The organism is Pseudomonas sp. S3_B11, from assembly GCF_054667715.1.
The window spans coordinates 4714786-4739348 of record NZ_CP162749.1 but is presented as its reverse complement, the minus strand read 5'-3'; the positions used below and the strand labels follow the sequence as shown (position 1 = coordinate 4739348).

Genomic DNA, 24563 nt, shown 5'->3' with positions numbered 1-24563 from the left:
CCTGACGCTTGAATCTCAAGCGAAAGCTCAAAAGATCGCAGCCAGCAGCCGCGCCTGCGGGTTCGCGTCAGGCAACCCGGTTCAAGTCGTTATGACGCGTTTCCTTCAAGCACAGCACGGCGATCACGCTGAGCAGCGCGGCCGCTGAAACGTAGCCCCCGACATAACTCAAACCACCCATTGCCACCAGTTTCTGGGCGAAGAACGGCGCGGCCGAGGCGCCGACGATGCCGCCCAGGTTGTAGGCCGCCGAGGCGCCGGTGTAGCGCACGTGGGTGGGAAACAGTTCCGGCAGCAAGGCGCCCATGGGGGCGAAGGTCACGCCCATCAGGAACAGCTCGATGCACAGGAACAGCGCCACGCCGCCGGTCGAGCCGTGGGTCAGCAAAGGTTCCATGAGGAAACCCGAGGCAATCGCCAACACGCCGCCGACGATCAGCACCGGTTTGCGCCCGTAGCGGTCGCTGGCCCAGGCCGACAGGGGCGTAGCGGCGGCCATGAACAGCACGGCAAAGCACAGCAGGCCCAGGAAGGTCTCGCGGCTGTAGCCGAGGGTGGACACGCCGTAGCTCAGGGAAAACACCGTCGAGATATAGAACAGCGCGTAACACACCACCATCGCCGCCGCGCCCAGCAAGGTTGGCGCCCAGTACTGGCTGAACAGCTCGACCAACGGCACTTTCACCCGCTCCTGGCGGGCCATGGCATTGGCGAACACCGGGGTTTCATGGAGCTTGAGTCGAACATAGAGGCCGACGATCACCAGTACTGCACTGAGCAGGAACGGAATCCGCCAACCCCAGGCGCGAAATTGCTCATCGTCCAGGCTCATGGCCAGGGTCAGGAACAGCCCGTTGGCCGCCAGGAAGCCGATGGAGGGCCCCAGTTGGGGGAACATGCCGAACCAGGCGCGCTTGCCCTTGGGCGCGTTCTCGGTGGCGAGCAGCGCCGCGCCGCCCCATTCACCGCCCAACCCCAGGCCCTGGCCGAAACGCAGCACGCACAGCAGGATCGGCGCCCAGGCGCCAATGCTGGCGTAGCCGGGCAGCACGCCGATGAGGGTGGTGCACACGCCCATCAGCAGCAGGGACGCCACCAGCGTCGACTTGCGCCCGATCCGGTCGCCGAAATGGCCGAACAGCGCAGAGCCCAGCGGGCGGGCAAGGAAGGCGATGCCGAACGTCAGGAAGGACGACAGCATCTGTGCCGTGCCTGAGGTTTGCGGGAAGAACACCGGCCCGATCACCAGGGCCGCAGCCGTGGCGTAGACGTAGAAATCGTAGAACTCGATGGCGGTGCCGATGAAACTCGCGGTGGCCACGCGTGTGGTCGAGTTTGTCGGCTGGGCAGACACAGCCTCGTTGCAGGTAGCGGTCGTCATGCGGTTATCCCTGACAGTCATGTGCTCCATTGGAGCGAATTATTATGGTCGAACACCCAGGGATATGGGCGGGTATCCTTTCGCTGTTTCGGGTAGGAACAGTCGCAGGACTGATGCGGATTTTGCCGATGAACCGGCTGGGTGCGGGTAAGCACGAGGTTCGGGCGGGGCTGGGTAAGCGGATTGAGTATAGGAAGGAGGCTAACGATTCAACAAGTGAGCTGGCCCACAATATTGAAGCGTGCGCTGGGCTTTTTGTGGCGAGGGGATAAATCCCCTCGGCACAACTGTGTTTTACCTTGAGCCTGGGGGGATTCAGGAAGCCGTGGGCACCGAACTGTTATGCCACGCCAGCACCTGGCTGACACGGTTGTCCACGGTCTCGATGATTTCCAGTCGATAACGACCGATCTTCAGGCACACCGGGCTTTCGGGGATGGTTTCCAGGGCTTCGGTCACCAGCCCGTTGAGGGTCTTGGGGCCGTCGCAAGGCAGATGCCAGCCCAGGGTCCTGTTCAGTTCGCGGATCGACGCCGCGCCATCGATCATCAGGCGACCATCGGGCTGGGGGTGCACGTGCGGGTTGTCGAGGCTGTGCTCGCTTTCGAATTCACCGACGATTTCTTCGAGGATGTCTTCCAGGGTGACGATGCCCAGCACTTCGCCGTATTCGTCCACCACCATGCCCAGGCGCCGCTGTTGCTTGTGGAAATTCAGCAATTGCAGTTGCAGTGGCGTGCTTTCAGGGACGAAGTAAGGTTCGTGGGAGGCGGCCAGTAGCGCTTCCTGGGTCAGGCTCGCATCCGCCAGCAAATGACGGATCTGGCGCGTGTTGAGCACCGCTTCGACCTGGTTGATGTCGCTGTGGAACACCGGCAGGCGGGTGCGACGGTTCAGGCGCAGCTGTTCGATGATCTCGCCGATGGGGTCGTCGAGGTTGATTCCGTCGACCTCGCTGCGGGGCACGAGGATATCGTTGACGGTGATGTTGTCCAGGGCATGGATGCCGGAAATCGGATGCAGTCGGCTGTTGCCGTGCTCAGATTCGTGTTCGCTGCGCGGTGGCGCGGGCATCTCGTCGTCGCTCTGCTGCACCATGCTGGCTTTGCGCGCAAAGGGGCGCAGCAACAATTGGCTGGCACCATTCAACAGCCAGGCAAACGGATAGAGGATCTTCAACGGTATGCCAAGCAAGGCGTTGCCCAGCGCCAACACCGCTTCGGGCTTGCGGGTGGCCAAAGTGCGCGGCAGGTAGTCGGCAAACACCAGCAGGGCGGCGCTGGTGCCGAGCCAGGCCACCCAAGGGCCGTTTTCCAGCCAGGTAAAAATCGCCAGCAAGGTGCCGATGACCACGGCCAGGGTGCGACAGAGGGTATTGCACAGGATCAGGCTGGCCAGCGGGAATGTCAGCGTTGCCAGCGGTTTGTCACTGGCGCGTGAGGCCGTGCGCTGGGCCAGCAGGTGTTGCTGGGCGGCTTCGATGGCGGTGAACAGGGCCGACCAGAGGATCAACACCACCAGCACGGCAAGCAGCGGCGCCACGGGCAACGTATCCATCAGGGCCGTCCGTCACACATGCAGGATGTATTCGCGAACCAGCTTGCTGCCGAAGTACGCGAGCATCAGCAGGCAGAAACCGGCCAGGGTCCAGCGAATCGCCTTGTGGCCGCGCCAGCCGAGGCGGTTGCGGCCCCACAGCAGCACGCTGAAGACTATCCAGGCCAGGCAGGCCAGCAGGGTCTTGTGCACCAGGTGCTGGGCGAACAGGTTCTCGACGAACAGCCAGCCGGAAATCAGCGACAGCGACAGCAGGCTCCAGCCGGCCCAGAGGAAGCCGAACAGCAGGCTTTCCATGGTTTGCAATGGCGGGAAGTTGCGAATCAGCCCGGACGGGTGCTTGTTTTTGAGCTGGTGGTCCTGCACCAGCAGCAGCAAGGCCTGGAACACTGCGATGGTGAACAGGCCGTAGGCAAGGATCGACAGCAGGATGTGGGCAAGGATGCCCGGCTCTTCGTCGATGATCTGCACCGTGCCCGACGGCGCGAATTGCGCCAGCAGCACCGTGGCCAGCCCCAGCGGAAACAGCAGCACCAGCAGGTTTTCCACCGGGATGCGCGAGCAGGCCAGCAGCGTCAGGGCGATCACGGCGACGGCGATCAGGCTGGCGGCGTTGAAAAAGTCCAGGCCCAGGCCGATCGGCGTCATCAGGTGGGTATAAAGGCTGGCCGCGTGGCCGAGCACCGCCAGCACGCCAAGCGTGACCAGCAGGCGTTTGTTCGCCTTGGCACCGGTGGCCAGGCGGGTGCCTTGATAGAGGGTCGCAGCGGCATAAAGGCAGGCGGCGGCGAGCGTGGCAAGCAAGCTGGGTGACAAGGGGAGCATAAATCCTGTTAGGCAAGCCCGAAAGGCGCTGAGTTTGGCATAGAACCCCCTCCGCACGAAAGACCACAGCAACTGACAGTAAGGTGTACGTAGCCCGCTTCTTCGCTATAATCCGCGACCTGCCCACGCCGCAGGCTCGCCGAGCACATTTTTCACGGTCTGGGCCGCCATTATCCCGGTCTCATCTGGGCCTGAAAGGATCGCGCATGTTTGAAAACCTAACCGACCGTCTCTCGCAGACGCTGCGCCATGTCACCGGCAAGGCGAAACTGACCGAGGACAACATCAAAGACACCCTGCGCGAAGTGCGCATGGCGTTGCTCGAAGCCGACGTCGCCCTGCCGGTGGTCAAGGACTTCGTCAATTCGGTCAAGGAACGCGCCGTCGGCACCGAGGTGTCGCGCAGCCTGACACCGGGCCAGGCGTTCGTGAAGATCGTCCAGGCCGAACTCGAAAGCCTGATGGGCGCCGCCAACGAAGACCTGAACCTGAGCGCCGTACCGCCAGCAGTCGTGCTGATGGCTGGTCTGCAGGGCGCGGGCAAGACCACGACAGCCGGCAAGCTGGCGCGCTTCCTTAAAGAGCGCAAGAAGAAGTCGGTGATGGTGGTGTCGGCGGACATCTACCGTCCGGCGGCGATCAAGCAACTGGAAACCCTGGCCAACGACATCGGCGTGACGTTCTTCCCGTCCGACCTGAGCCAGAAGCCGGTGGACATCGCCCAGGCGGCTATTAAAGAAGCAAAACTGAAATTCATCGACGTGGTCATCGTCGATACCGCCGGTCGCCTGCACATCGATGAAGAAATGATGGGCGAGATCAAGGCGCTGCATGCCGCGATCAACCCGGTGGAAACCCTGTTCGTGGTCGATGCCATGACCGGCCAGGACGCGGCCAACACCGCCAAGGCGTTCGGTGATGCACTGCCGTTGACCGGCGTGATCCTGACCAAGGTCGACGGTGACGCCCGTGGCGGTGCCGCGCTGTCGGTACGCGCCATCACCGGCAAGCCGATCAAGTTCATCGGTATGGGCGAGAAGAGCGAAGCGCTCGAGCCGTTCCACCCCGAGCGTATCGCTTCGCGCATCCTCGGCATGGGCGACGTGCTCAGCCTGATCGAGCAGGCCGAACAGACCCTCGACAAGGACAAGGCCGACAAACTGGCCAAGAAGCTGAAGAAGGGCAAGGGCTTCGACCTCGAAGACTTCCGCGACCAGCTGCAACAAATGAAGAACATGGGCGGCCTTGGCGGCCTCATGGACAAACTGCCGAACATCGGTGGCGTGAACCTGGCGCAGATGGGCAATGCCCAGGGTGCGGCTGAAAAGCAGTTCAAGCAGATGGAAGCCATCATCAACTCCATGACCCCGGCCGAGCGCCGCGACCCTGAGCTGATCAGCGGTTCGCGCAAACGCCGTATCGCCATGGGTTCCGGCACCCAGGTGCAGGACATCGGTCGCTTGATCAAGCAGCACAAGCAGATGCAGAAGATGATGAAGAAATTCTCCGCCAAGGGCGGAATGGCCAAGATGATGCGCGGCATGGGCGGTATGTTGCCCGGCGGCGGCATGCCGAAAATGTAAAGAATCTGCGCCGGCTGTCATGTCGGCGTTGCCCCGCACGGATGCGGGGATCTCCAGCAAACCCGCGCTACGCGGGAGCTGACTTGCCGTTTTTCATGACGGCTCTATGGCAAATCTTGATCGCATGGCGCCAGGCGCCGGAAAAAGACATTTGCAAAAGTCCGGATATTCCTTAGAATATGCGGCCTTTCGGGCACCTATGCCCGCTGTGCATTTAGATTTGCAGCACCGACTACAGGAACGATGTTCACATGCTAACAATCCGTCTTGCCCTTGGCGGCTCCAAAAAGCGCCCGTTTTACCACCTGACCGTAACCGACAGCCGCAACCCGCGTGACGGTTCCCACAAGGAACAGGTTGGTTTCTTCAACCCTGTTGCCCGTGGTCAGGAAGTACGTCTGTCCGTGAACCAAGAGCGCGTAGCCTACTGGCTGAGCGTTGGTGCACAACCTTCTGAGCGCGTTGCTCAGTTGTTGAAGGAATCGGCTAAGGCTGCGGCCTGAGCAATATGAACGCGACGCCAAAAGATGCTGATGATTTGATCGTTGTCGGCAAGATCTACTCTGTACATGGCGTTCGCGGCGAAGTGAAGGTGTATTCCTTTACTGATCCGATCAAGAACCTGTTGGACTACAAAACCTGGACGCTCAAGCGCGAAGGTAGCGTGAAACAGGTGGAGCTGGTCAGCGGACGCGGGAACGACAAGTTCCTGGTCGCGAAGCTCAAGGATCTCGATGATCGTGAAGAAGCGCGTCTTCTGGCCGGTTATGAGATCTGCGTGCCGCGCAACCTGTTCCCTGAGCTGACCGACGGCGAGTACTACTGGTACCAGCTGGTGGGTCTGAAGGTCATCGACCACCTCGGGCAATTGCTCGGGAAAATCGATCACCTGCTCGAGACTGGTTCGAACGATGTCATGGTGGTCAAGCCTTGCGTCGGCAGCCTGGATGATCGCGAACGCCTGTTGCCCTATACCGAGCAATGCGTGTTGGCCGTCGACCTTGCCGCAGGCGAGATGAAGGTGGAATGGGATGCGGATTTCTAAACGTGGCTAACTTGCGCGTTGAAGTCATCACATTGTTTCCCGAGATGTTTTCCGCCATCAGCGAGTACGGCATAACCAGCCGCGCGGTGAAACAGGAGCTGTTGCAGCTCACCTGTTGGAATCCGCGGGACTACACCACGGATCGACATCACACTGTGGACGATCGCCCGTTTGGCGGTGGTCCGGGCATGGTGATGAAGATCAAGCCCCTGGAAGATGCGCTGGTTCAGGCCAGGACGGCAGCCGGGGAGGGTGCGAAGGTGATCTACCTGTCGCCCCAAGGCCGCCAACTGACTCAGTCGGCGGTACGCGAGCTGGCGAATTCGGATGCATTGATCCTGATTGCCGGCCGTTATGAAGGCATTGACGAGCGTTTCATTGAAGCTCATGTCGATGAAGAGTGGTCGATTGGCGACTATGTTCTGTCTGGCGGCGAGCTGCCGGCGATGGTCCTGATCGATGCGGTTACACGACTGCTGCCTGGAGCTTTAGGGCATGCAGATTCCGCTGAGGAAGATTCCTTTACGGATGGTCTGCTGGATTGCCCGCACTACACCCGACCGGAGGTGTATGCGGATCAGCGTGTTCCCGACGTGTTGCTAAGTGGCAACCACGCGCACATCCGGCGTTGGCGTTTACAGCAGTCCCTTGGTCGGACCTATGAACGACGCGCCGATCTTCTGGAAAGCCGCTCGCTTTCTGGAGAAGAGAAGAAGCTGCTCGAGGAATACATCCGCGAGCGGGACGATAGTTAACAACGTATCGATGGTGAGTCCGACGACTTGCCTTAGGAGCACAGCATGACTAACAAAATCATCCTTGCACTCGAAGCAGAGCAGATGACCAAAGAAATCCCTACCTTTGCCCCAGGCGACACCATTGTCGTTCAGGTGAAAGTGAAGGAAGGCGACCGTTCCCGTCTGCAAGCGTTCGAAGGCGTCGTTATCGCCAAGCGTAACCGTGGCGTGAACAGTGCATTCACCGTTCGTAAAATCTCCAACGGTGTTGGCGTAGAGCGTACTTTCCAGACCTACAGCCCGCAAATCGACAGCATGGCTGTCAAGCGTCGCGGTGACGTACGTAAAGCCAAGCTGTACTACCTGCGTGACCTGTCGGGTAAAGCAGCTCGCATCAAGGAAAAACTGGCTTAAGTCCAGCTTCCGATGCAAAAAAAGCAGCCTGCGGGCTGCTTTTTTGTTGCCTGCGATTTGCTCTTTGAGCACCCTGCATAGCTTCATTTGCCATTTTGATGCTGTGTGTGCCCGCATCCTTCAAGAGTTTTTATGCCAGCCATCGATCATCCGCTGATAGACCAGTTTCTCGACGCCCTGTGGCTGGAGAAGGGCCTGTCCGATAACACCCGCGATGCCTATCGCAGTGACCTGGCGCTGTTCAACGGTTGGCTGCAGGAAAACCACCTGGAACTGATCAATGCCGGCCGGGAGCTGATCCTCGATCACTTGGCATGGCGCCTGGAGCAGAACTACAAACCGCGCTCGACGGCTCGGTTTCTCTCCGGCCTGCGTGGGTTCTATCGCTATTTGCTGCGGGAAAAGCTGATCGCGGTGGACCCGACCTTGCGCGTGGAAATGCCGCAATTGGGACGTCCATTGCCCAAGTCCCTCTCGGAAGCCGATGTGGAAGCGCTGCTGGCGGCGCCCGACCTCAGCGAAGCCATCGGTCAGCGCGACCGGGCCATGCTGGAAGTCTTGTACGCCTGCGGCCTGCGGGTCACCGAGTTGATCAGCTTGACGCTGGAGCAGGTCAACCTGCGCCAGGGCGTGCTGCGGGTGATGGGCAAAGGCAGCAAGGAGCGCCTGGTGCCGATGGGTGAGGAAGCGATCGTCTGGGTCGAGCGCTACATGCGCGATGCCCGCCACGAACTGCTGGGCGGGCGCCCCAGCGACGTGCTGTTCCCCAGCCTGCGCGGCGAGCAGATGACCCGCCAGACCTTTTGGCACCGCATCAAGCACCAGGCCAAGGTGGCCGGGATCAACAAATCCCTCTCGCCCCACACCCTGCGCCATGCCTTCGCCACGCACCTGCTCAACCACGGCGCCGACCTGCGGGTGGTACAGATGCTGCTCGGCCATAGCGACCTGTCCACCACCCAGATCTACACCCACGTCGCCCGGGCGCGGCTGCAGGACCTGCATGCCAAACACCATCCGCGCGGCTGAAACCTGCCGCGATGTTGTCAGTGCTGCCGCCATCGCGAGCAAGCTCGCTCCCACAGGGATTGGGTGGTGGATGCGCAATTGCTGTCTTGCACCGACCAAAGTGTGGGAGCGAGCTTGCTCGCGATGGCTGTGTGTCAGCCAGCATTGATCTTCAAAGCGTCTTGCATCAGCGGCATTCGGTCACGCGGGCCTTATGTGGTAGGCTTTCCCGGTTTGCACAGTGGGCGGTTGGAACCCGAATCTGCGGGTCGGCGTTTCCCGTCTCATTTGTTCGCCTCAGGAGTCCCCATGCGTTTGATCCAGATGTTCACCGCCGCCGCTATTGCGCTGGCCAGTACCTTTGCCATCGCCGACGACGCGGCCGACAAGGCTATCCGCAAGAGCCTGGAAAACCTTCAGCTCGAAGTGCCGATCGAAACCATCTCGGCCAGCCCCATGGCCGGCCTGTATGAGGTCAAGCTCAAGGGCAGCCGCGTGCTTTACGCCAGCGCCGACGGTCAGTACATCGTCCAGGGCAACCTGTTCGAGCTCAAGGACGGCAAGCCGGTCAATCTCACCGAGATGACCGAGCGCCAGGGCATTTCCAAGTTGATCAACGGCATTCCAGTCGCTGAAACCGTGGTCTATCCGGCGATTGGCGAAACCAAGTCGCACATCACCGTGTTCACTGACACCACCTGCCCGTATTGCCACAAGCTGCACGCCGAAGTACCGGAGCTGAACAAGCGCGGCATCGAAGTGCGCTATGTTGCGTTCCCGCGCCAGGGCCTGGGCTCGCCGGGCGATGAGCAGTTGCAGGCGGTCTGGTGCTCCAAGGACAAGAAAGCGGCCATGGACAAAATGGTCGATGGCAAGGAAATCAAGGCCGCCAAGTGCGAGAACCCGGTTTCCAAGCAGTTCGCCCTTGGCCAGTCCATTGGTGTGAACGGCACGCCGGCCATCGTTTTGGCCGACGGCCAGGTGATTCCGGGCTACCAGCCGGCGCCACAAGTCGCCAAACTGGCCCTGGGCGCAAAATGATCATGGGCGATCCGCTTCTGAAGATCACGGCTCGGCGAAAACCTTCGTCGGGCCGTTAAACACAAAGTCGCGTTGCTGCGCGGCTGTATTTCACGGCCGACCTTGCGTCGGCCGTTTCATGGGGAGTCAAGAGTGAATCCGGTCAAAGTAGGCATCTGTGGGTTAGGTACCGTCGGTGGCGGCACCTTCAACGTACTTCAGCGCAACGCCGAGGAAATTGCTCGTCGTGCCGGGCGTGGGATCGAAGTGGCACAAATTGCCATGCGCACGCCAAAGCCTCAGTTCCAGACGACCGGTATTGCGATTACCAACGATGTCTTCGAAGTGGCCACGAACCCTGAGATCGACATCGTCATAGAGCTGGTCGGCGGCTACACCGTTGCCCGTGAGCTGGTACTCAAGGCCATCGAGAATGGCAAGCATGTGGTCACCGCGAACAAGGCGCTTATCGCTGTTCACGGTAATGAAATTTTCGCCAAGGCCCGCGAGAAGGGCGTGATCGTGGCTTTCGAAGCCGCCGTGGCCGGTGGCATCCCGGTGATCAAGGCGATCCGCGAAGGCCTGTCGGCCAACCGCATCAACTGGGTCGCGGGGATCATCAACGGCACCGGCAACTTCATCCTCACCGAGATGCGCGAGAAGGGTCGCACCTTCGAAGACGTGCTCGCCGAAGCCCAGGCCCTGGGCTACGCAGAGGCTGATCCGACGTTCGACGTGGAAGGCATCGACGCAGCGCACAAGCTGACGATCCTGGCCTCCATTGCGTTCGGCATTCCGTTGCAGTTCGACAAGGCCTACACCGAAGGCATCACCAAGCTGACCACCGCTGACGTGAACTACGCCGAAGCCTTGGGCTATCGCATCAAGCACCTGGGCGTGGCACGCAGCACCGCCAATGGCATCGAGCTGCGCGTGCACCCGACCTTGATCCCGGCCGATCGCCTGATCGCCAACGTCAACGGCGTGATGAACGCGGTGATGGTCAACGGCGACGCCTCCGGCTCGACGCTGTTCTACGGCGCCGGTGCGGGCATGGAGCCGACTGCCTCTTCGGTGATCGCCGACCTGGTGGACGTGGTTCGCGCCATGACCTCGGACCCGGAAAACCGTGTGCCGCACCTGGCCTTCCAGCCAGACTCGCTGTCGGCTCACCCGATTCTTCCGATCGAGGCATGCGAAAGCTCCTACTACCTGCGCATCCAGGCCAAGGACCATCCAGGTGTGCTGGCCCAAGTGGCGAGCATCCTTTCGGAACGCGGCATCAACATCGAGTCGATCATGCAGAAGGAAGTCGAGGAACACGATGGCCTGGTGCCGATGATCCTGCTGACCCACCGTGTGGTCGAGCAGCGCATCAACGACGCGATTGCGGCGCTGGAAGCGCTCCAGGGTGTCGTTGGCCCGGTGGTCCGTATCCGCGTCGAACATTTGAATTAATTTAGCGGCAAGCGGTAAGTTGCAGGCTGCGAACGAAGGCAAACTTGCCTTTGAGTGTGTCGCCTGCAGCTTCAACGCTTGAAGCCCAAACCGAAGGTTTGCCCCATGCGCTATATCAGCACCCGCGGCCAGGCACCGGCCCTGAATTTCGAAGATGTCCTCCTGGCCGGCCTGGCCACGGACGGCGGTCTCTATGTGCCGGAAAACCTGCCGCGCTTCACCCAGGAAGAAATCGCTTCCTGGGCCTGCCTGCCGTATCACGAGCTGGCGTTCCGGGTCATGCGCCCGTTCGTCACCGGCAGCATCCCGGACGCCGATTTCAAGAAAATCCTCGAAGAGACCTATGGCGTCTTTTCCCACAACGCCATCGCACCGCTGCGTCAGCTCAACGGGAACGAATGGGTCATGGAGCTGTTCCACGGTCCCACCCTGGCGTTCAAGGACTTCGCCCTGCAGTTGCTCGGTCGCCTGCTGGACTACGTGCTGCAAAAGCGTGGCGAGCGTGTGGTGATCGTCGGTGCGACTTCTGGCGACACCGGTTCGGCGGCCATCGAAGGCTGCAAGCATTGCGAGAACGTCGACATTTTCATCCTGCACCCGCACAACCGGGTCTCGGAAGTGCAACGTCGGCAGATGACGACGATTTTCGGCGATAACATCCACAACATCGCCATCGAAGGCAACTTCGATGACTGCCAGGAAATGGTCAAGGCCAGTTTCGCCGACCAGAGTTTCCTCAAGGGCACGCGGCTGGTGGCGGTAAACTCGATCAACTGGGCGCGGATCATGGCCCAGATCGTTTATTACTTCCATGCGGCCCTGCAATTGGGCGGCCCAGCTCGCTCCGTATCGTTCTCGGTACCGACCGGCAACTTCGGCGATATCTTCGCCGGCTACCTGGCGCGCAACATGGGCCTGCCGATCAATCAATTGATCGTCGCCACCAACCGCAACGACATCCTGCACCGCTTCATGAGCGGCAACCAGTACGTCAAGGAAACCCTGCACGCCACCCTGTCGCCGTCGATGGATATCATGGTGTCGTCGAACTTCGAACGCCTGCTGTTCGACCTGCACGGTCGCAATGGTGCGGCGATTGCCGGCCTGATGGACAGCTTCCGCCAGGGCGGCGGTTTCAGCGTCGAGCCTGAGCGCTGGACCGAAGCCCGCAAGTTGTTCGACTCCCTGGCCGTGGACGATGAGCAGACTTGCGAAACCATCGCCGAGGTGTTCGAGCAGAGCGGTGAGTTGCTCGATCCGCACACGGCCATCGGTGTCAGGGCCGCTCGTGAGTGCCGTCGTAGCCTGGACATCCCGATGGTGATCCTGGGCACGGCGCATCCGGTCAAGTTCCCGGAAGCCGTGGAGAAAGCCGGTGTAGGAAAAGCGCTTGAACTACCTGCACATCTTTCTGATTTGTTTGAGCGAGATGAGCGTTGCACCGTGTTGCCCAACGACTTGAAGGCTGTGCAGGCCTTTGTCAGCCAGCATGGCAACCGCGGCAAGCCGCTCTGAGCGCGTAAACCTGTCACATTTTGAAGCCCGTCTCCTGACGGGCTTTCTTGTTTCTGCATGCCAAACTGGTCGGGTTTTCGCCCTTGGAGGAACGGGCGAGTCATCTCGAAGGAAATGCAGATGTCGTTTTTTAGCAAAGGCAAGCCAGCCTTGGGCTGGGTAATGGGCCTGGCCCTGATGTACTGGGCGCAAGGGGGCAATGCGGCGCAGTTGGCGGCTTTCGAAACGCCGCCCTTCAATCCTGGTGAGCGGCTGGTATTGGATGCGCAGGAATTGAAGTGGGTCAAGGAGAACCCTCGCGTCATCGTGGCCACTATGCAGTTTCCGTTGTACCTGTTCAAGGATGAACTGGGGCAGTGGAGCGGCCTGAACCACGACATTCTCCAGCGCATTACGCAAATGACGGGCCTCGAGTTCGTGCATCGGGAGTCGTTCTCCCCCGGCGAGTTGCTGACGCTGCTGGAAAACAGCGAAGCCGACATGACGACCCTCCTGGCGATGAATGACGAACGCAGGGATTTCCTGAGTTTCAGCCATGCATTTGGTGGCTCGGGCTGGGTATTTGTTGGCCGTGACGGAGAGTCGATCCTCCATTCGCTGGAGCAGCTGGAAGGGAAGGTCCTGGCGTTGCCGGCGCGGCATGCCTTGGAAGCGGAGATCAGGCGCGACTACCCGGCCATCAAATTGCGCACGACCAAGACCTATGGCGAAGCGCGGGCATTGGTCGAGAGCCGGGAAGCCTATGCCACCATCGAAAATGAAACCGGGGTGCATCTCTATCCGGCGGGTCAATTGCAAGTAGGCAGGGGCCTGGAGGGCAAGTGGGAACCCGATTACCTCGCGGTACGCCAAGACCTGACCGTGCTGCTGGGTATCTTGAATAAAGCGCTGGAAGCCTTCCCGGCCAAGGACATGCGCGCGCTGCGTTCCAAATGGGTGGCCGGTATCACACCCGTCCGGGCGCCATCGATCTGGGAGCGGGTGTCCCGCTGGGGTTACTGGTGCGTGGTCGTGGTCGTGGTGTTCGGCCTCCTGTCCCTGCTATGGAACCGCCGCCTGCAGATACAGATCGACCAGCGCCTCAAGGCCGAGGCGATCCTCAAGGACCAGTTGATGCTCCAGCGGGCCTTGATGGATGCCATTCCCGACCCGATTTTCATCCGGGATCTGGAAGGGCGCCTGATCATGTGCAACAAAAGCTACGAGGACCAGTTTGCGACCCGCTTCGAAAAGCTGCGGGGCACGCGGCTGACAGATTCGGCGGCATTCCCACCGGCCACCGCCGAGTTGCTCCATGGGGAGGTGATGGAGCAATTGCGCACCGGCCAGCCTCGGTTCGTCGACCGGCAATTGATGTTCAGCAGCGGCTTGCGGGAAATCTATCATTGGTCGGTGCCCTTCTATGGAGCCGACGGGCAGTTGCGCGGCATTCTGGGGGGCTGGACCGATGCCGGGCGTCGGTGGCGCCGTTGTGACAAGTTGATGGCCTGACGCCGACCGTCACCACGCCAAGGCTTCAAGAAAAGGCTGTTGTTTGCCTGTCATATTGGGCGCGCATGCTCGGTTGAACAGGTTGAAGGCGTGCCGGTTCGGTGCGCTGACGAACTTTCTGCTGCGGCTCACGGTCACTTACTGTGAACATGCAGTTGTTTTCGGACTATTGAAGGGTGAGCGAATGGAAAGTATCAGCCTATTGCTGGGTGAGGCTTTGAGCCCGTATCAGGTCACGCTGACTCCCTCCGGCGCCAAGGGCGAATGCCTGGTGACGCTGAAGAATGCCTCCGGGGCCATCATGGTCGAGCGAGTGTTCAATCAGGCCCAATTGACCGACAAGCGTCAGTTGACGGATGTGGTCGATGGCCTGCATCGCGATGTGCTGATTGCCGAGGGGCGCCTGGAGCCCTGTGTGATTGCGGCGCTGCGCAATCTGGCGCGCGACAAGGTCATGGTCGGGGCGAATTGACTGGGGTTTTGTGGGAACCTTCCTACGTTCTGATGAGTCAGACTCTTTACCAACAAGAGCGAGCATTGTGCTCCGGTGCTTGTCGCTTGTTGTACGGACCATGAGTGGTCACGTTTAACCCCGAGTCGTCTCCCCACTTCTCGGGGTTTCTTTTTGCCTGGCTTTTGTGGTTTTAGCGTGGTTTGTCAGGTGTTGGCGCCGTTGTGGGAGCAAAGCTTGCTCGCGAGGCGGCCCGACAGCCGGCCTGATTCTCCCGGATGAAACCAAGTTTAATGTGGGAGCGAGCTTGCTCGCGATAGCGGTGTGCCAGTCAACATCAAGTCGACTGAACGGACGCTATCGCGAGCAAGCTCGCTCCCACAGTTTGATCTTCGGTGACTGGCCCCTACAGAGTGTCAAATGGCGCCGTCGGTGCGCAGCTTGGCGATCTGCTGTGCATCGTAGCCAAGTTCGCCGAGCACTTGTGCGTTGTGTTCACCCAGCGCCGGCCCGACCCATTCGGAGGTGCCCGGGGTGTCGGAGAGTTTCGGTACGATCCCCGGCATCTTGAATGCCTTGCCGTCGGGCAACTTGGCCTGCAGGAACATTTCACGGGCCAGGAACTGCGGGTCGCTGAACATATCCTCGGCGCTGAAGATCCGACTGGCCGGCACTCCGGCCTGGTTCAGTTGGTCGATAACGCTGTCGAGCGGCAGCGAGTTGACCCAGCGATCGATGACGCCGTACAGCTCGTCACGGCGGCTGTCACGGCCATCGTTGCTGGCCAGTTGTGGGTCATTGGCCAGGTCGTCACGGCCGATGATCTGCATGAAGCGCTTGAAGATCGCGTCGCCGTTGGCCCCAATCTGCACGTGCTTGCCGTCAGCGCTGGTGTGGATGGACGAGGGGGTGATGCCGGGCATGATATTGCCGGTGCGCTCGCGGATGAAGCCGAACACGTCGAACTCCGGCACCATGCTTTCCATCATGGCGAAAATCGCCTCGTACAAGGCCACGTCCACCACTTGCCCGGTTCCGCCATTGATCTCGCGGTGACGCAGGGCCATCAATGCGCCGATCACGCCCCAGAGCGCGGCGATGGAGTCGCCGATGGAAATCCCGGTGCGCACCGGCGGGCGGTCTTCGAAGCCGGTGATGTAGCGCAGGCCGCCCATGGACTCGCCCACCGCACCAAACCCCGGTTGATCTTTCATCGGCCCGGTCTGGCCGAAGCCCGAAAGCCGCACCATCACCAGTTTCGGGTTCAGTGCGTGCAATACATCCCAGCCCAGGCCGAGCTTTTCCAGTACGCCGGGGCGGAAATTCTCGATCAGGATATCGGCTTCGCCAATCAGTTTTTTCAGGATCGCCAGGCCTTCAGGGTGCTTGAGGTTCAAGGTCAGGGACTTCTTGTTGCGAGCCTGGACGAACCACCACAGCGAGGTGCCTTCGTACAGCTTGCGCCACTTGCGCAGGGGGTCGCCGCCGTCGGGCGATTCGACCTTGATGACTTCGGCACCGAATTCACCGCAGATGCGCGAGGCGAAGGGCCCGGCGATCAAGGTGCCGAGTTCGATGACTTTGACACCGGCAAGGGGTTTGGCAGTAAGCGACATGACAGATCCTGTAGGACAAAGGCAGAACGAATAGAGCGTTTTATCATAGGCCAAGGTCAGTCGCCGCAGGTTGATGGTCGGCAATTCGTGGATTGCCCGCGTCATCGGTTAGACTTGCCGCCTTTCCTCGTATCAAGAAGCCCGTTCATGGCCCAGCCGTCCACGACTTACAAGTTTGAACTGAACCTCACCGATCTCGACCGCAATGTGTATGAGAATGTGAAGCAGACAATCGCCCGCCACCCTTCGGAAACCGAAGAGCGCATGACCGTGCGTCTGCTGGCCTACGCGTTCTGGTACAACGAGCTGCTGGCGTTTGGTCGTGGTCTGTCAGACGTCGACGAGCCTGCGCTGTGGGAAAAAAGCCTGGATGACCGTGTGCTGCACTGGATCGAAGTCGGCCAGCCGGATGCCGATCGCCTGACCTGGTGCTCGCGCCGGACCGAGCGCACCAGCCTGCTGGCTTACGGCAGCCTGCGGGTCTGGGAAGGCAAGGTGATCCCGGCGGTCAAGAACCTGAAAAACGTCAACATCGCCGCGGTGCCCCAGGAAGTGCTAGAAACCCTGGCCCAGGACATGCCCCGGGTGATCAAGTGGGATGTGATGATCAGCGAGGGCACGATTTTCGTGACCGACGACCGTGGCCAGCATGAAGTCCAGCTGCAATGGTTGCTGGGCGAGCGTGGTTGAGCCATTGACCCGGTATTGAATGAGCCATTGTGGGAGCGAGCTCTCCTTGCCACAATCTTCACGATTTCCAGAGAAAACTTTGTCACCCCATGCGCATAGAACCCCGCCAACTGCCCGACACCCTGCCATTCCTCGGTGACCTGCCGCCCCTGTTGACCCGCCTGTACGCAGCGCGTGGCGTGCAGTCCGAGGCTGAACTGGACAAGAGTCTGGCGCGCTTGATTCCCTTCCAGCAGCTCAAGGGGATCGACGCCGCGGTGGATCTGCTGGTGACGGCGCTGGAGCAACGCCAGCGCATCCTGATCGTGGGCGACTTCGATGCCGATGGCGCGACCGCCAGCACCGTGGGCATGCTCGGGCTGCGCCTGCTCGGTGCGGCCCATGTCGATTACCTGGTGCCCAATCGCTTCGAATATGGCTACGGGCTGACCCCGGAAATCGTCGAAGTCGCCCTGGCTCGCGAACCGCAGTTGCTGATCACTGTGGATAACGGTATTTCCAGCGTGGAAGGCGTGGCGGCGGCGAAAGCGGCGGGACTTCAGGTGCTGGTCACCGACCACCACTTGCCCGGCCTCGAGCTGCCGGCAGCCGATGCCATTGTCAATCCGAACCAGCCGGGCTGCGAGTTTCCGAGCAAGGCCTTGGCCGGTGTCGGCGTCATTTTTTATGTGCTGATGGCCCTGCGGGCGCGTCTGCGCAGCCTGGGCTGGTATGCCAGCACACCTCAGCCGAACATCGGCGAATTGCTCGACCTGGTGGCCCTGGGCAGCGTGGCCGACGTGGTGCCCCTGGACGCGAATAACCGGATCCTGGTGCACCAGGGCCTGGAACGGATTCGCGCCGGACGTGCCCGGCCCGGCATCAAGGCAATCCTGGAAGTGGCCAAGCGCGATGCTTCACGGATTACCTCCACCGACCTTGGTTTTATCCTCGGGCCGCGTCTGAATGCGGCAGGGCGCCTGGACGACATGAGCCTGGGCATCGAATGCCTGTTCACCGACGATCCGGCCCTGGCGCGGGAGATGGCGGCGCAACTGGACGGCATGAACCAGGACCGCAAGTCCATCGAGCAGGGCATGCAGCGCGAAGCCCTGGCCCAGCTCAAGGACCTGCCGGTGGAGTCGATGCCATTCGGTTTGTGCCTGTTCGATCCGCAGTGGCACCAAGGGGTCATCGGCATTCTCGCCTCGCGGATGAAAGAGCGCTATTTTCGTCCGACCATTGCTTTTGCCGATGCCGGGGACGGCTTGCTCAAGGGCTCGGGTCGCTCGGTGCCAGGCTTTCACATTCGCGATGCGCTGAGCGTGGTGGCGGCGCAGCATCCCACCCTGATCAGCAAGTACGGCGGTCACGCCATGGCGGCGGGGCTGACGCTGCCGGAGGCTAATTTTCCGTTGTTCGCCGAAGCGTTCGACGCGGAAGTGCGCCGGCAATTGCGCGAAGAAGACCTGACCGGCCGGCTATTGTCGGATGGCACCCTGGCGGTGGAGGAGTTCCACCTGGAACTGGCCCGGGCACTGCGCCACGCCGGCCCCTGGGGCCAGCATTTTCCTGAGCCGATGTTCCACGGCCTGTTCCAGTTGGTCGAACAGCGCGTGGTGGGCGAACGGCACCTGAAGGTCATCCTCAAGAGCGAGTGCGGTTCGGTGAAGCTCGATGGCATCGCCTTTGGCATCGACCGCGAGATCTGGCCCAACCCTACGGTGCGCTGGGTGGAACTGGCCTACAAGCTCGACCTCAACGAGTTCCGCGGCCAGGAAACGGTGCAGTTGATGATTGCCCATATCGAGCCGCGGTAGTCGATACGCCGTCGGCCTTTGTGGCGAGGGTCGCCTTAAGTGAACTGCAGTGCGCCACACCGTCGGTTTTTAAGTTCTGAACCCTCCGTCCTTGCGGGTTGTCGACTAGGCTCTAAGCACTGCTTGATAGCCCTTGTGACGTCTTGTCGAATTTTTTGCCCGCGGGGGCGGGTGTTGCACCTTTTGTCACTCGTCGACTTTTCAAACAGAACCCTGGAGCCTGCCCACTGATTCGAGAGGTGCCCCATGAGTCTGCTGCTGGAACCCTATACCCTTCGCCAATTGACCCTGCCCAATCGCATCGCGGTATCGCCGATGTGCCAGTATTCGAGCACCGATGGCCTGGCCAACGATTGGCATCTGGTGCATTTGGGCAGCCGTGCCGTGGGCGGTGCCGGCCTGGTGTTCACCGAAGCCACCGCCGTCACCGCCGACGGTCGCATCACTGCCCAGGACCTGGGGCTGTGGAATGATGAACAGATCGAACCCTTGCAACGCATCACCCGGTTCATCACCGCCCAAGGGGCCGTGCCGGGCATACAACTGGCCCATGCCGGACGCAAGGCCAGCACCTGGCGACCCTGGCTGGGCAAGCATGGCAGCGTAAAACCGGCGGACGGCGGCTGGGTTCCGGTCGGCCCGTCGCCGATTGCCTTCGACCCGCAACACACCCCGCCGGTGCAGTTGGACGAAGGACAGATCGCCGGTGTGATCCAGGCCTTCGTGGATTCGGCCAAGCGCGCCCTCACGGCCGGCTTCAAAGTGGTCGAGGTCCACGCGGCCCATGGTTATCTGCTGCATCAGTTCCTGTCGCCGTTGAGCAATCAGCGCCGCGATCAATACGGCGGCTCGTTCGAGAATCGCATCCGCCTGGTGCTGCAAGTCACCGAGGCGGTGCGGGCCGTATGGCCTGAAGAGCTGCCGGTGTTCGTTCGCGTCTCCGCCACCGATTGGGTCGAGGACGGGTGGAACCCGGACGAAACCGTGGAGCTGGCGCGGCGATTCAGGGCCCTGGGGGTGGATTTGATCGACGTGTCATCGGGTGGCACGGCCGCCAATGCGGAAATCCCCACCGGCCCGGGTTACCAGACGCGCTTTGCCGAGCGAGTGCGCAAGGAGTCGGAAATCGCCACCGGCACCGTCGGCATGATCACCGAACCGGCCCAGGCCGAACACATCCTGCGCACCTGCCAGGCCGATATCATCTTCCTGGCCCGCGAATTGTTGCGCGATCCGTACTGGGCCCTGCATGCCGATGATGACCTGGGCGGCCGCAAGGCCACGTGGCCGGCGCAGTACCAGCGGGCAACGCATCGGGACCAGCCGATTCATGAGTCGGATTTGCGCGATTGAGTGCTTGGTAAAACAAAAAGCCCCGGTCGTCATTGGCCGGGGCTTTTTGTTTGTTTGAAAAAAATTGGTGCTTGTACCGGCCTCATCGCGAGCAGGCTCGCTCCCACAGTGGATCTGTTGTGTGGCGTGGATAGCGTTCACAACAAGGCTCAATGTGGGAGCGAGCCTGCTCGCGAAGGCGTCATCCCTGACGCAGCAGGGCTCAGGGATATTTGCGCTTATCCGGCGCTGGCGGGAAGTACTGGTACAACCAGGTCTCGCTCAAGGTGCGGTCCTTGGTGCGAATGAACAGGCGCATCTGCACCGGCTCCACACTGTCGTCGGTCGGGTACCAGTCGAAGGTGATGCGGTAGCCCTTGATTGCATCCATCACCAGCACGTTGAAGTCTTTCACTTCACCGTGGGAACAGGTCACCACCGGTTCGATGCCGGTGCCCGGCGGCAGTTGGTCGAGGCCGCCGCCGCTGAAGTCCACGGCAAAACGACGGGCCCAGACGGTCGGGTAATGCTCGCCCGGGGCCCAGCCTTCGATGAAACCGCCCATGCCTGAGCGGGTGGCGTCGACGTGGGCCAGGTCCGTGCTGACTGGCGGCAGCGCGCTCCAGTAGAGCTTGTAGCCATAGTTCAGCGAGTCGCCGGCGGCCACCGGTTTTTTCGGCGTCCAGAACGCGACAATGTTGTCCAGGGTTTCGCCGGTGGTAGGAATCTCCAGCAGGTCGACCGAGCCTTCGCCCCAGGCCGTCGTCGGTTCGACCCACAGGCTTGGGCGCTTGCTGTACCAGTCCACGGTGTCCTGGTAGCTGGCAAAGTCGTGGTCGGTCTGTACCAGGCCGAAACCTTTCGGGTCCTTGTCGGCGAAGGCGTTGAATTGCAGGGTGGCGGGGTTGTTCAACGGACGGCACACCCATTCGCCATTGCCGCGCCACATGGCCAGCCGGTCGGAATCGTGGATTTGCGGGTGAATGGTGTCGCACATGCGCCGTTCGACGGTGCCACAGCTGAACATGCTGGTCATGGGCGCGATACCCAGTTGATCGATGGCGGTACGGGCATTGATGTGCGCGTCGATCTCCATCACCACCCGGGTCGGCTGGCAATCGATGTCAAACCGATAGGCACCGGTGGCGCTGGGGGAGTCGAGCAGGGCATAGACCACGAACCGGGTGCTGTTCTTTTCCGGGGTTTCGAACCAGAACTTGGTGAAGTCCGGGAACTCCTCACGCTTCTTCGCATAGGTGTCGATGGCCAGGCCGCGGGCTGACAGCCCGTACTGGCCGCTGGCATCCACGGCGCGGAAGTAGCTGGCCCCCAGAAACGAAACGATGTCGTGCCGGTCCAGCTCCGGCGCCTTGAAGACGCGGAAGCCGGCGAAACCCAGGTCACCCTTCAATTGCGCGGTGTTGACCGTGGTTTTCTGATAGTTGAACAGTTCCGGGCGGAAGTGCACCTCACGGGCCATACGCGTCTTCGGATCGACGCTGTACATGCGCACCGGCTGCTTGAAGCCCATGCCAACATGGAAGAACTGCGCGTCCAGTTGCCTCCCGTCGAGGTCATTCCACAGCGAGTGGTTGACGTCGTACTGGATGGCGTTGAACTGCAACGGCGACATCTGGGCCAAGGTTTCTGGCAGGACTTGCTTGGTGTCGACATAGCGGCTCTCGGCCAGCCGCCGGGCTTGATCTTTCAAACCGTTGAAGTCGAAAGGACGGGCTTCGCCGTCGGCGGTCTGATCGGCGGCCCAGGCGCGTGCGGCCATGAGTCCGGAGGCCGATAGCCCAGTGTAGGCGGCGAAGGCCATGGAGGCCTTGAGCAGATTCCTGCGGTGCATAAATACAACCTTTCTCGAAACAGTCCCGAGCCGATCCTGGCAACAGAGACTGATAAGGGAGTTCGGACATGCCATTGGCCAAACGCGACGAACGTTAGAACAGATGCCTGAGAGCTGGATCGGTTCACCGAGGGGCAAAATCATAGGGGAAATAAGGGCTTTGAGAGAAAGGAAAGCATGGCTTGGTCAAATTTTCTTACAGTTATTTCTTTTTTTATGTCGATTCCGACTTTTTTTGACTAATTACTCTAAAACTCCCTTTTCACGCTTTGAATCCTCCCTATTCTTTAGCGTGATAGGCGATCTGGCCCGGATTCAGACGGCGCTATCAGGTCAACCTCGACGTAAAGAAGGACAACTCATGACAAAAATACAGGGCATTACCGAAATGCTGGGGATCTTTCCAGGCCTGACCAACCCGCGCAGGACACGCCGGCTCAGCCTGGAAGAATTGAGACTGGTGGAGCGCTATCGGGAGTTGTCGGAAAACGACCGCATCGCCATGCGCTATCTGGTGGATGCGATGCGCAGTGTTTCGCGGTTTTGAAGCGTGGCGCAGGTGAGCGGCCGGGGCGGGGAGCACCGGCCTACATCACTCCACCGACCAGTCCTGGAGGCGTTCGGTGCGCTGGTGCAGTATCCGCAGGACCTGCAGTTGTCCATGCTTGAGCCGGTAGGGGGCTACGAATGGGTGGCGCGTCAGTACCAGCTCTCGAATATCAGGAGCGACTGACGGACGCCCCGAGCCGGGAAAGCGTTGCAGTTGGCGCAGTGTCTCCAGGATGGCGCTGATGACATCATCGGCGCCTTCTGCACCGATGGCGCTTTGGTAATGTTCGTGGATCGAGTCGAGGTCACTCTGTGCTTTGTCGGTCAGTACGATGCTCGGCACGTTTTGCCCACTTAGCCTTCACGGCGTCCAGATCGGTCAGGTTTCCAGCGTCGGCATCGGCTATGCCTTCGCTGATGGCTTGCAGATGCCAGGATTCGGCCTCCACATATCGGACCAATGCACGCTTGAGGTGATACTGACGGTCGCGGTCGGTGGCGGCAGCCAGCAAGTCCAGCTGTTGGGCCAGACCTTCTTCCACACGAAAGGACAAAACGGGCGAGGCCATGGCTGATCTCCAGGGTGTATACGTTGTAGACACCCTAGGTGCTGCCAGGATTTCCGTCAACCGGCGAGCGTGCACCGATCGACGAAAACCTTAGCAGGACGAACGCAGGGCAAGCGCAGGCATGTGTTGCCAAGGTTGTCTTGTCGTCAATGCTTGAACATCACATGCCGCACTACCGTGTAATCCTCCAGTCCATACATGGACATGTCCTTGCCATAGCCGGAACGTTTCTGACCGCCATGGGGCATTTCGCTGACGAGCATGAAGTGGGTATTCACCCAGGTGCAGCCATATTGCAGGCGTGCCGACAGACGATGGGCTCGGCCGATGTCGGCGGTCCATACCGATGAGGCCAGGCCGTAGTCCGAATCGTTGGCCCACGCCAGCACTTGTGCCTCGTCGAGGAACGGCGTGACGGACACCACAGGCCCGAAGACTTCCCGACGGACGATTTCGTCATCCTGCTGGGCGTCGGCCAACACCGTCGGCTCGAAGAAGAACCCGTTGCCGTCCACGGCCTTACCGCCGGTGATCAGGCGAATATGCGGCTGGGCAATGGCTCGTTCGACAAAACCGGCCACGCGGTCGCGGTGCTGGGCGGTGATCAGTGGGCCCATCTCGGTGTCTGGCGCGGTTTGCGTGCCGTACTTGATACTGCCCACCGCGGCGCCGAGCTTCTCGACGAACTGGTCGTAGATGCCTTGCTGGGCATAGATGCGGCAGGCGGCGGTGCAGTCCTGGCCGGCGTTGTAGAAACCGAAGGTACGGATGCCTTCCACGGCCGCGTCAATGTCGGCGTCGTCGAAAATGATCACCGGGGCCTTGCCGCCCAGCTCCATATGCATGCGCTTGACGCTGTCGGACGTGCTGGAAATGATGTTCGAGCCGGTGGCGATGGAGCCGGTCAGCGACACCATGCGCACTTTCGGGTGGGTGACCAGCGGGTTGCCGACGGTTTGCCCACGACCGAATATCACGTTGAGCACGCCTGCTGGGAAAATTTCCGACGCCAGTTCTGCCAGGCGCAGCGCGGTCAGCGGAGTCTGCTCCGATGGCTTGAGCACCACGGTATTACCGGCGGCCAGGGCCGGGGCGATTTTCCAGGCGACCATCATCAACGGGTAGTTCCACGGCGCGATGGAGGCGATGACGCCCACCGGGTCGCGGCGGATCATCGAGGTATGCCCCGGCAGGTATTCACCGCCCGCCGAACCACTCATGCAGCGGCTGGCGCCGGCAAAGAAACGGAACACGTCAGCAATCGCCGGGATCTCGTCATTCAGTGCGGCGCTCAAGGGTTTGCCGCAGTTGTCCGACTCCAGCTTCGCCAGTTCCTCGCCGTGGGCTTCGATGGCATCGGCCAGCTTGAGCAGCAACAGCGAACGGTCCTTGGGCGGCACTTGCGACCAAGACTCGAAGGCGGTGTCGGCGGCGCGCACGGCGGCATCGACCTGGGCCTCGCTGGCTTCATTGATTTCCACCAGCACCCGGCCCAGCGCCGGGTTGAACACCGCTTGGCCAGGGCCTTCGCCGTTCACCAGGTGGCCGTTGATCAGCAGTTTGGTTTGCATAGCATTGTCCTCATCGAAGCAGTCTTGTGTCTGCTGGAACCGATCCCTGTGGGAGCGAGCTTGCTCGCGATAACGGTCTTACAGTCGACATCTGTGTTGA

General features: G+C 60.9%; 23 protein-coding genes. 15 read left to right on the top strand and 8 right to left on the bottom strand.

Features of this window, described 5'->3' with window-relative positions; genetic code table 11:
• Nucleotides 1–67 precede the first annotated feature (67 nt).
• The 3 genes from AB4O22_RS21410 to AB4O22_RS21400 all read right to left on the bottom strand — a co-directional run bounded on the left by AB4O22_RS21410 (nt 68) and on the right by AB4O22_RS21400 (nt 3763).
• On the bottom strand, nt 68–1381 hold the full coding sequence (locus tag AB4O22_RS21410) for an MFS transporter (RefSeq protein WP_003198081.1): 1314 nt from the start codon (nt 1379–1381) through the stop codon (nt 68–70).
• A gap of 315 nt (nt 1382–1696) precedes the next feature.
• Nucleotides 1697–2938: a CNNM domain-containing protein gene (locus AB4O22_RS21405; RefSeq protein ID WP_223470848.1), complete on the bottom strand. Its 1242-nt coding sequence runs from the start codon at nt 2936–2938 to the stop codon at nt 1697–1699.
• A gap of 12 nt (nt 2939–2950) precedes the next feature.
• Nucleotides 2951–3763: a cytochrome C assembly family protein gene (locus AB4O22_RS21400; RefSeq protein WP_003198083.1), complete on the bottom strand. Its 813-nt coding sequence runs from the start codon at nt 3761–3763 to the stop codon at nt 2951–2953.
• A 206-nt stretch (nt 3764–3969) separates the two neighbouring features.
• Between AB4O22_RS21400 and ffh the strand changes: the two genes are divergently transcribed.
• The 11 genes from ffh (at nt 3970) to AB4O22_RS21345 (ending at nt 14506) form a co-directional block, all read left to right on the top strand.
• Nucleotides 3970–5346 carry a signal recognition particle protein gene (gene ffh / locus AB4O22_RS21395; RefSeq protein ID WP_003198085.1) on the top strand — a complete coding sequence of 459 codons (1377 nt, stop codon included), beginning with the start codon at nt 3970–3972 and terminating at the stop codon, nt 5344–5346.
• 251 nt (nt 5347–5597) lie between these two features.
• Nucleotides 5598–5849: a 30S ribosomal protein S16 gene (gene rpsP / locus AB4O22_RS21390; RefSeq protein ID WP_003198088.1), complete on the top strand. Its 252-nt coding sequence runs from the start codon at nt 5598–5600 to the stop codon at nt 5847–5849.
• 5 nt (nt 5850–5854) lie between these two features.
• Complete coding sequence (gene rimM, locus AB4O22_RS21385; RefSeq protein WP_003198090.1) at nt 5855–6391, top strand: ribosome maturation factor RimM; 537 nt, start codon at nt 5855–5857, stop codon at nt 6389–6391.
• On the top strand, nt 6373–7146 hold the full coding sequence (gene trmD / locus AB4O22_RS21380; protein WP_170845966.1) for a tRNA (guanosine(37)-N1)-methyltransferase TrmD: 774 nt from the start codon (nt 6373–6375) through the stop codon (nt 7144–7146). The genes rimM and trmD overlap by 19 nt, the downstream gene beginning before the upstream one ends.
• Before the next feature lie 45 nt (nt 7147–7191).
• On the top strand, nt 7192–7542 hold the full coding sequence (gene rplS, locus AB4O22_RS21375) for a 50S ribosomal protein L19 (protein ID WP_003175895.1): 351 nt from the start codon (nt 7192–7194) through the stop codon (nt 7540–7542).
• Nucleotides 7543–7674: 132 nt separating this feature from the next.
• Nucleotides 7675–8571, top strand: a complete 897-nt coding sequence (gene xerD, locus AB4O22_RS21370) for a site-specific tyrosine recombinase XerD (RefSeq protein ID WP_003198093.1) — start codon at nt 7675–7677, stop codon at nt 8569–8571.
• Nucleotides 8572–8859: 288 nt separating this feature from the next.
• Nucleotides 8860–9591, top strand: coding sequence for a DsbC family protein (locus AB4O22_RS21365; RefSeq protein ID WP_063322825.1), 732 nt, complete (start codon nt 8860–8862; stop codon nt 9589–9591).
• Nucleotides 9592–9723: 132 nt separating this feature from the next.
• Nucleotides 9724–11028, top strand: a complete 1305-nt coding sequence (locus AB4O22_RS21360; protein ID WP_003198098.1) for a homoserine dehydrogenase — start codon at nt 9724–9726, stop codon at nt 11026–11028.
• Nucleotides 11029–11133: 105 nt separating this feature from the next.
• Complete coding sequence (gene thrC, locus AB4O22_RS21355; RefSeq protein ID WP_460097088.1) at nt 11134–12543, top strand: threonine synthase; 1410 nt, start codon at nt 11134–11136, stop codon at nt 12541–12543.
• Nucleotides 12544–12663: 120 nt separating this feature from the next.
• Nucleotides 12664–14034 (top strand): transporter substrate-binding domain-containing protein, encoded by a 1371-nt coding sequence (locus AB4O22_RS21350; protein WP_460097087.1) that lies wholly within the window; start codon nt 12664–12666, stop codon nt 14032–14034.
• A 184-nt stretch (nt 14035–14218) separates the two neighbouring features.
• The gene (locus AB4O22_RS21345; RefSeq protein ID WP_003198105.1) at nt 14219–14506 is read left to right on the top strand and encodes a DUF3509 domain-containing protein; all 288 of its coding nucleotides are present in this window, start codon (nt 14219–14221) and stop codon (nt 14504–14506) included.
• A 395-nt stretch (nt 14507–14901) separates the two neighbouring features.
• On the opposite strand, the gene AB4O22_RS21340 is transcribed toward AB4O22_RS21345, so the two are convergent.
• On the bottom strand, nt 14902–16101 hold the full coding sequence (locus tag AB4O22_RS21340; protein WP_460097086.1) for a CaiB/BaiF CoA transferase family protein: 1200 nt from the start codon (nt 16099–16101) through the stop codon (nt 14902–14904).
• A gap of 147 nt (nt 16102–16248) precedes the next feature.
• On the opposite strand from AB4O22_RS21340, the gene AB4O22_RS21335 reads away from it, so the two are divergent.
• The 3 genes from AB4O22_RS21335 to AB4O22_RS21325 all read left to right on the top strand — a co-directional run bounded on the left by AB4O22_RS21335 (nt 16249) and on the right by AB4O22_RS21325 (nt 19943).
• A complete protein-coding gene (locus tag AB4O22_RS21335; RefSeq protein ID WP_003198109.1) occupies nt 16249–16791 on the top strand; it encodes a YaeQ family protein in 543 nt (180 codons plus the stop codon).
• 89 nt (nt 16792–16880) lie between these two features.
• Nucleotides 16881–18590, top strand: coding sequence for a single-stranded-DNA-specific exonuclease RecJ (recJ, locus tag AB4O22_RS21330; RefSeq protein WP_460097084.1), 1710 nt, complete (start codon nt 16881–16883; stop codon nt 18588–18590).
• A 246-nt stretch (nt 18591–18836) separates the two neighbouring features.
• Entirely contained in the window at nt 18837–19943 is a 1107-nt protein-coding gene (locus tag AB4O22_RS21325; RefSeq protein ID WP_214511341.1) for an NADH:flavin oxidoreductase/NADH oxidase, read from the top strand.
• Nucleotides 19944–20145: 202 nt separating this feature from the next.
• On the opposite strand, the gene AB4O22_RS21320 is transcribed toward AB4O22_RS21325, so the two are convergent.
• Nucleotides 20146–21774: a glucan biosynthesis protein D gene (locus AB4O22_RS21320; RefSeq protein WP_460097082.1), complete on the bottom strand. Its 1629-nt coding sequence runs from the start codon at nt 21772–21774 to the stop codon at nt 20146–20148.
• Between the two features lie 361 nt (nt 21775–22135).
• Between AB4O22_RS21320 and AB4O22_RS21315 the strand changes: the two genes are divergently transcribed.
• Nucleotides 22136–22321 (top strand): hypothetical protein, encoded by a 186-nt coding sequence (locus AB4O22_RS21315; protein ID WP_003198116.1) that lies wholly within the window; start codon nt 22136–22138, stop codon nt 22319–22321.
• Between the two features lie 45 nt (nt 22322–22366).
• On the opposite strand, the gene AB4O22_RS21310 is transcribed toward AB4O22_RS21315, so the two are convergent.
• From AB4O22_RS21310 to AB4O22_RS21300, 3 genes are all read right to left on the bottom strand, one after another.
• Nucleotides 22367–22666, bottom strand: a complete 300-nt coding sequence (locus AB4O22_RS21310; protein ID WP_460097081.1) for a type II toxin-antitoxin system RelE/ParE family toxin — start codon at nt 22664–22666, stop codon at nt 22367–22369.
• Complete coding sequence (locus AB4O22_RS21305; protein WP_003198119.1) at nt 22629–22892, bottom strand: CopG family ribbon-helix-helix protein; 264 nt, start codon at nt 22890–22892, stop codon at nt 22629–22631. The genes AB4O22_RS21310 and AB4O22_RS21305 overlap by 38 nt, the downstream gene beginning before the upstream one ends.
• A 146-nt stretch (nt 22893–23038) precedes the next feature.
• Complete coding sequence (locus AB4O22_RS21300; RefSeq protein WP_460097079.1) at nt 23039–24463, bottom strand: gamma-aminobutyraldehyde dehydrogenase; 1425 nt, start codon at nt 24461–24463, stop codon at nt 23039–23041.
• Nucleotides 24464–24563 lie beyond the last annotated feature (100 nt).

Bases quoted from the DNA above. Each gene is read 5' to 3' on its own strand.
- AB4O22_RS21340 (WP_460097086.1), bottom strand. From the start codon at position 16,101: ATGTCGCTTACTGCCAAACCCCTTGCCGGTGTCAAAGTCATCGAACTC.
- rimM (WP_003198090.1), top strand. From the start codon at position 5,855: ATGAACGCGACGCCAAAAGATGCTGATGATTTGATCGTTGTCGGCAAG.
- AB4O22_RS21300 (WP_460097079.1), bottom strand. From the start codon at position 24,463: ATGCAAACCAAACTGCTGATCAACGGCCACCTGGTGAACGGCGAAGGC.
- ffh (WP_003198085.1), top strand. From the start codon at position 3,970: ATGTTTGAAAACCTAACCGACCGTCTCTCGCAGACGCTGCGCCATGTC.
- AB4O22_RS21365 (WP_063322825.1), top strand. From the start codon at position 8,860: ATGCGTTTGATCCAGATGTTCACCGCCGCCGCTATTGCGCTGGCCAGT.
- AB4O22_RS21320 (WP_460097082.1), bottom strand. From the start codon at position 21,774: ATGCACCGCAGGAATCTGCTCAAGGCCTCCATGGCCTTCGCCGCCTAC.
- xerD (WP_003198093.1), top strand. From the start codon at position 7,675: ATGCCAGCCATCGATCATCCGCTGATAGACCAGTTTCTCGACGCCCTG.
- AB4O22_RS21335 (WP_003198109.1), top strand. From the start codon at position 16,249: ATGGCCCAGCCGTCCACGACTTACAAGTTTGAACTGAACCTCACCGAT.
- AB4O22_RS21405 (WP_223470848.1), bottom strand. From the start codon at position 2,938: ATGGATACGTTGCCCGTGGCGCCGCTGCTTGCCGTGCTGGTGGTGTTG.
- AB4O22_RS21315 (WP_003198116.1), top strand. From the start codon at position 22,136: ATGACAAAAATACAGGGCATTACCGAAATGCTGGGGATCTTTCCAGGC.
- AB4O22_RS21400 (WP_003198083.1), bottom strand. From the start codon at position 3,763: ATGCTCCCCTTGTCACCCAGCTTGCTTGCCACGCTCGCCGCCGCCTGC.
- recJ (WP_460097084.1), top strand. From the start codon at position 16,881: ATGCGCATAGAACCCCGCCAACTGCCCGACACCCTGCCATTCCTCGGT.
- trmD (WP_170845966.1), top strand. From the start codon at position 6,373: ATGGGATGCGGATTTCTAAACGTGGCTAACTTGCGCGTTGAAGTCATC.
- AB4O22_RS21325 (WP_214511341.1), top strand. From the start codon at position 18,837: ATGAGTCTGCTGCTGGAACCCTATACCCTTCGCCAATTGACCCTGCCC.
- thrC (WP_460097088.1), top strand. From the start codon at position 11,134: ATGCGCTATATCAGCACCCGCGGCCAGGCACCGGCCCTGAATTTCGAA.
- AB4O22_RS21410 (WP_003198081.1), bottom strand. From the start codon at position 1,381: ATGACGACCGCTACCTGCAACGAGGCTGTGTCTGCCCAGCCGACAAAC.
- AB4O22_RS21305 (WP_003198119.1), bottom strand. From the start codon at position 22,892: ATGGCCTCGCCCGTTTTGTCCTTTCGTGTGGAAGAAGGTCTGGCCCAA.
- rplS (WP_003175895.1), top strand. From the start codon at position 7,192: ATGACTAACAAAATCATCCTTGCACTCGAAGCAGAGCAGATGACCAAA.
- AB4O22_RS21345 (WP_003198105.1), top strand. From the start codon at position 14,219: ATGGAAAGTATCAGCCTATTGCTGGGTGAGGCTTTGAGCCCGTATCAG.
- AB4O22_RS21350 (WP_460097087.1), top strand. From the start codon at position 12,664: ATGTCGTTTTTTAGCAAAGGCAAGCCAGCCTTGGGCTGGGTAATGGGC.
- rpsP (WP_003198088.1), top strand. From the start codon at position 5,598: ATGCTAACAATCCGTCTTGCCCTTGGCGGCTCCAAAAAGCGCCCGTTT.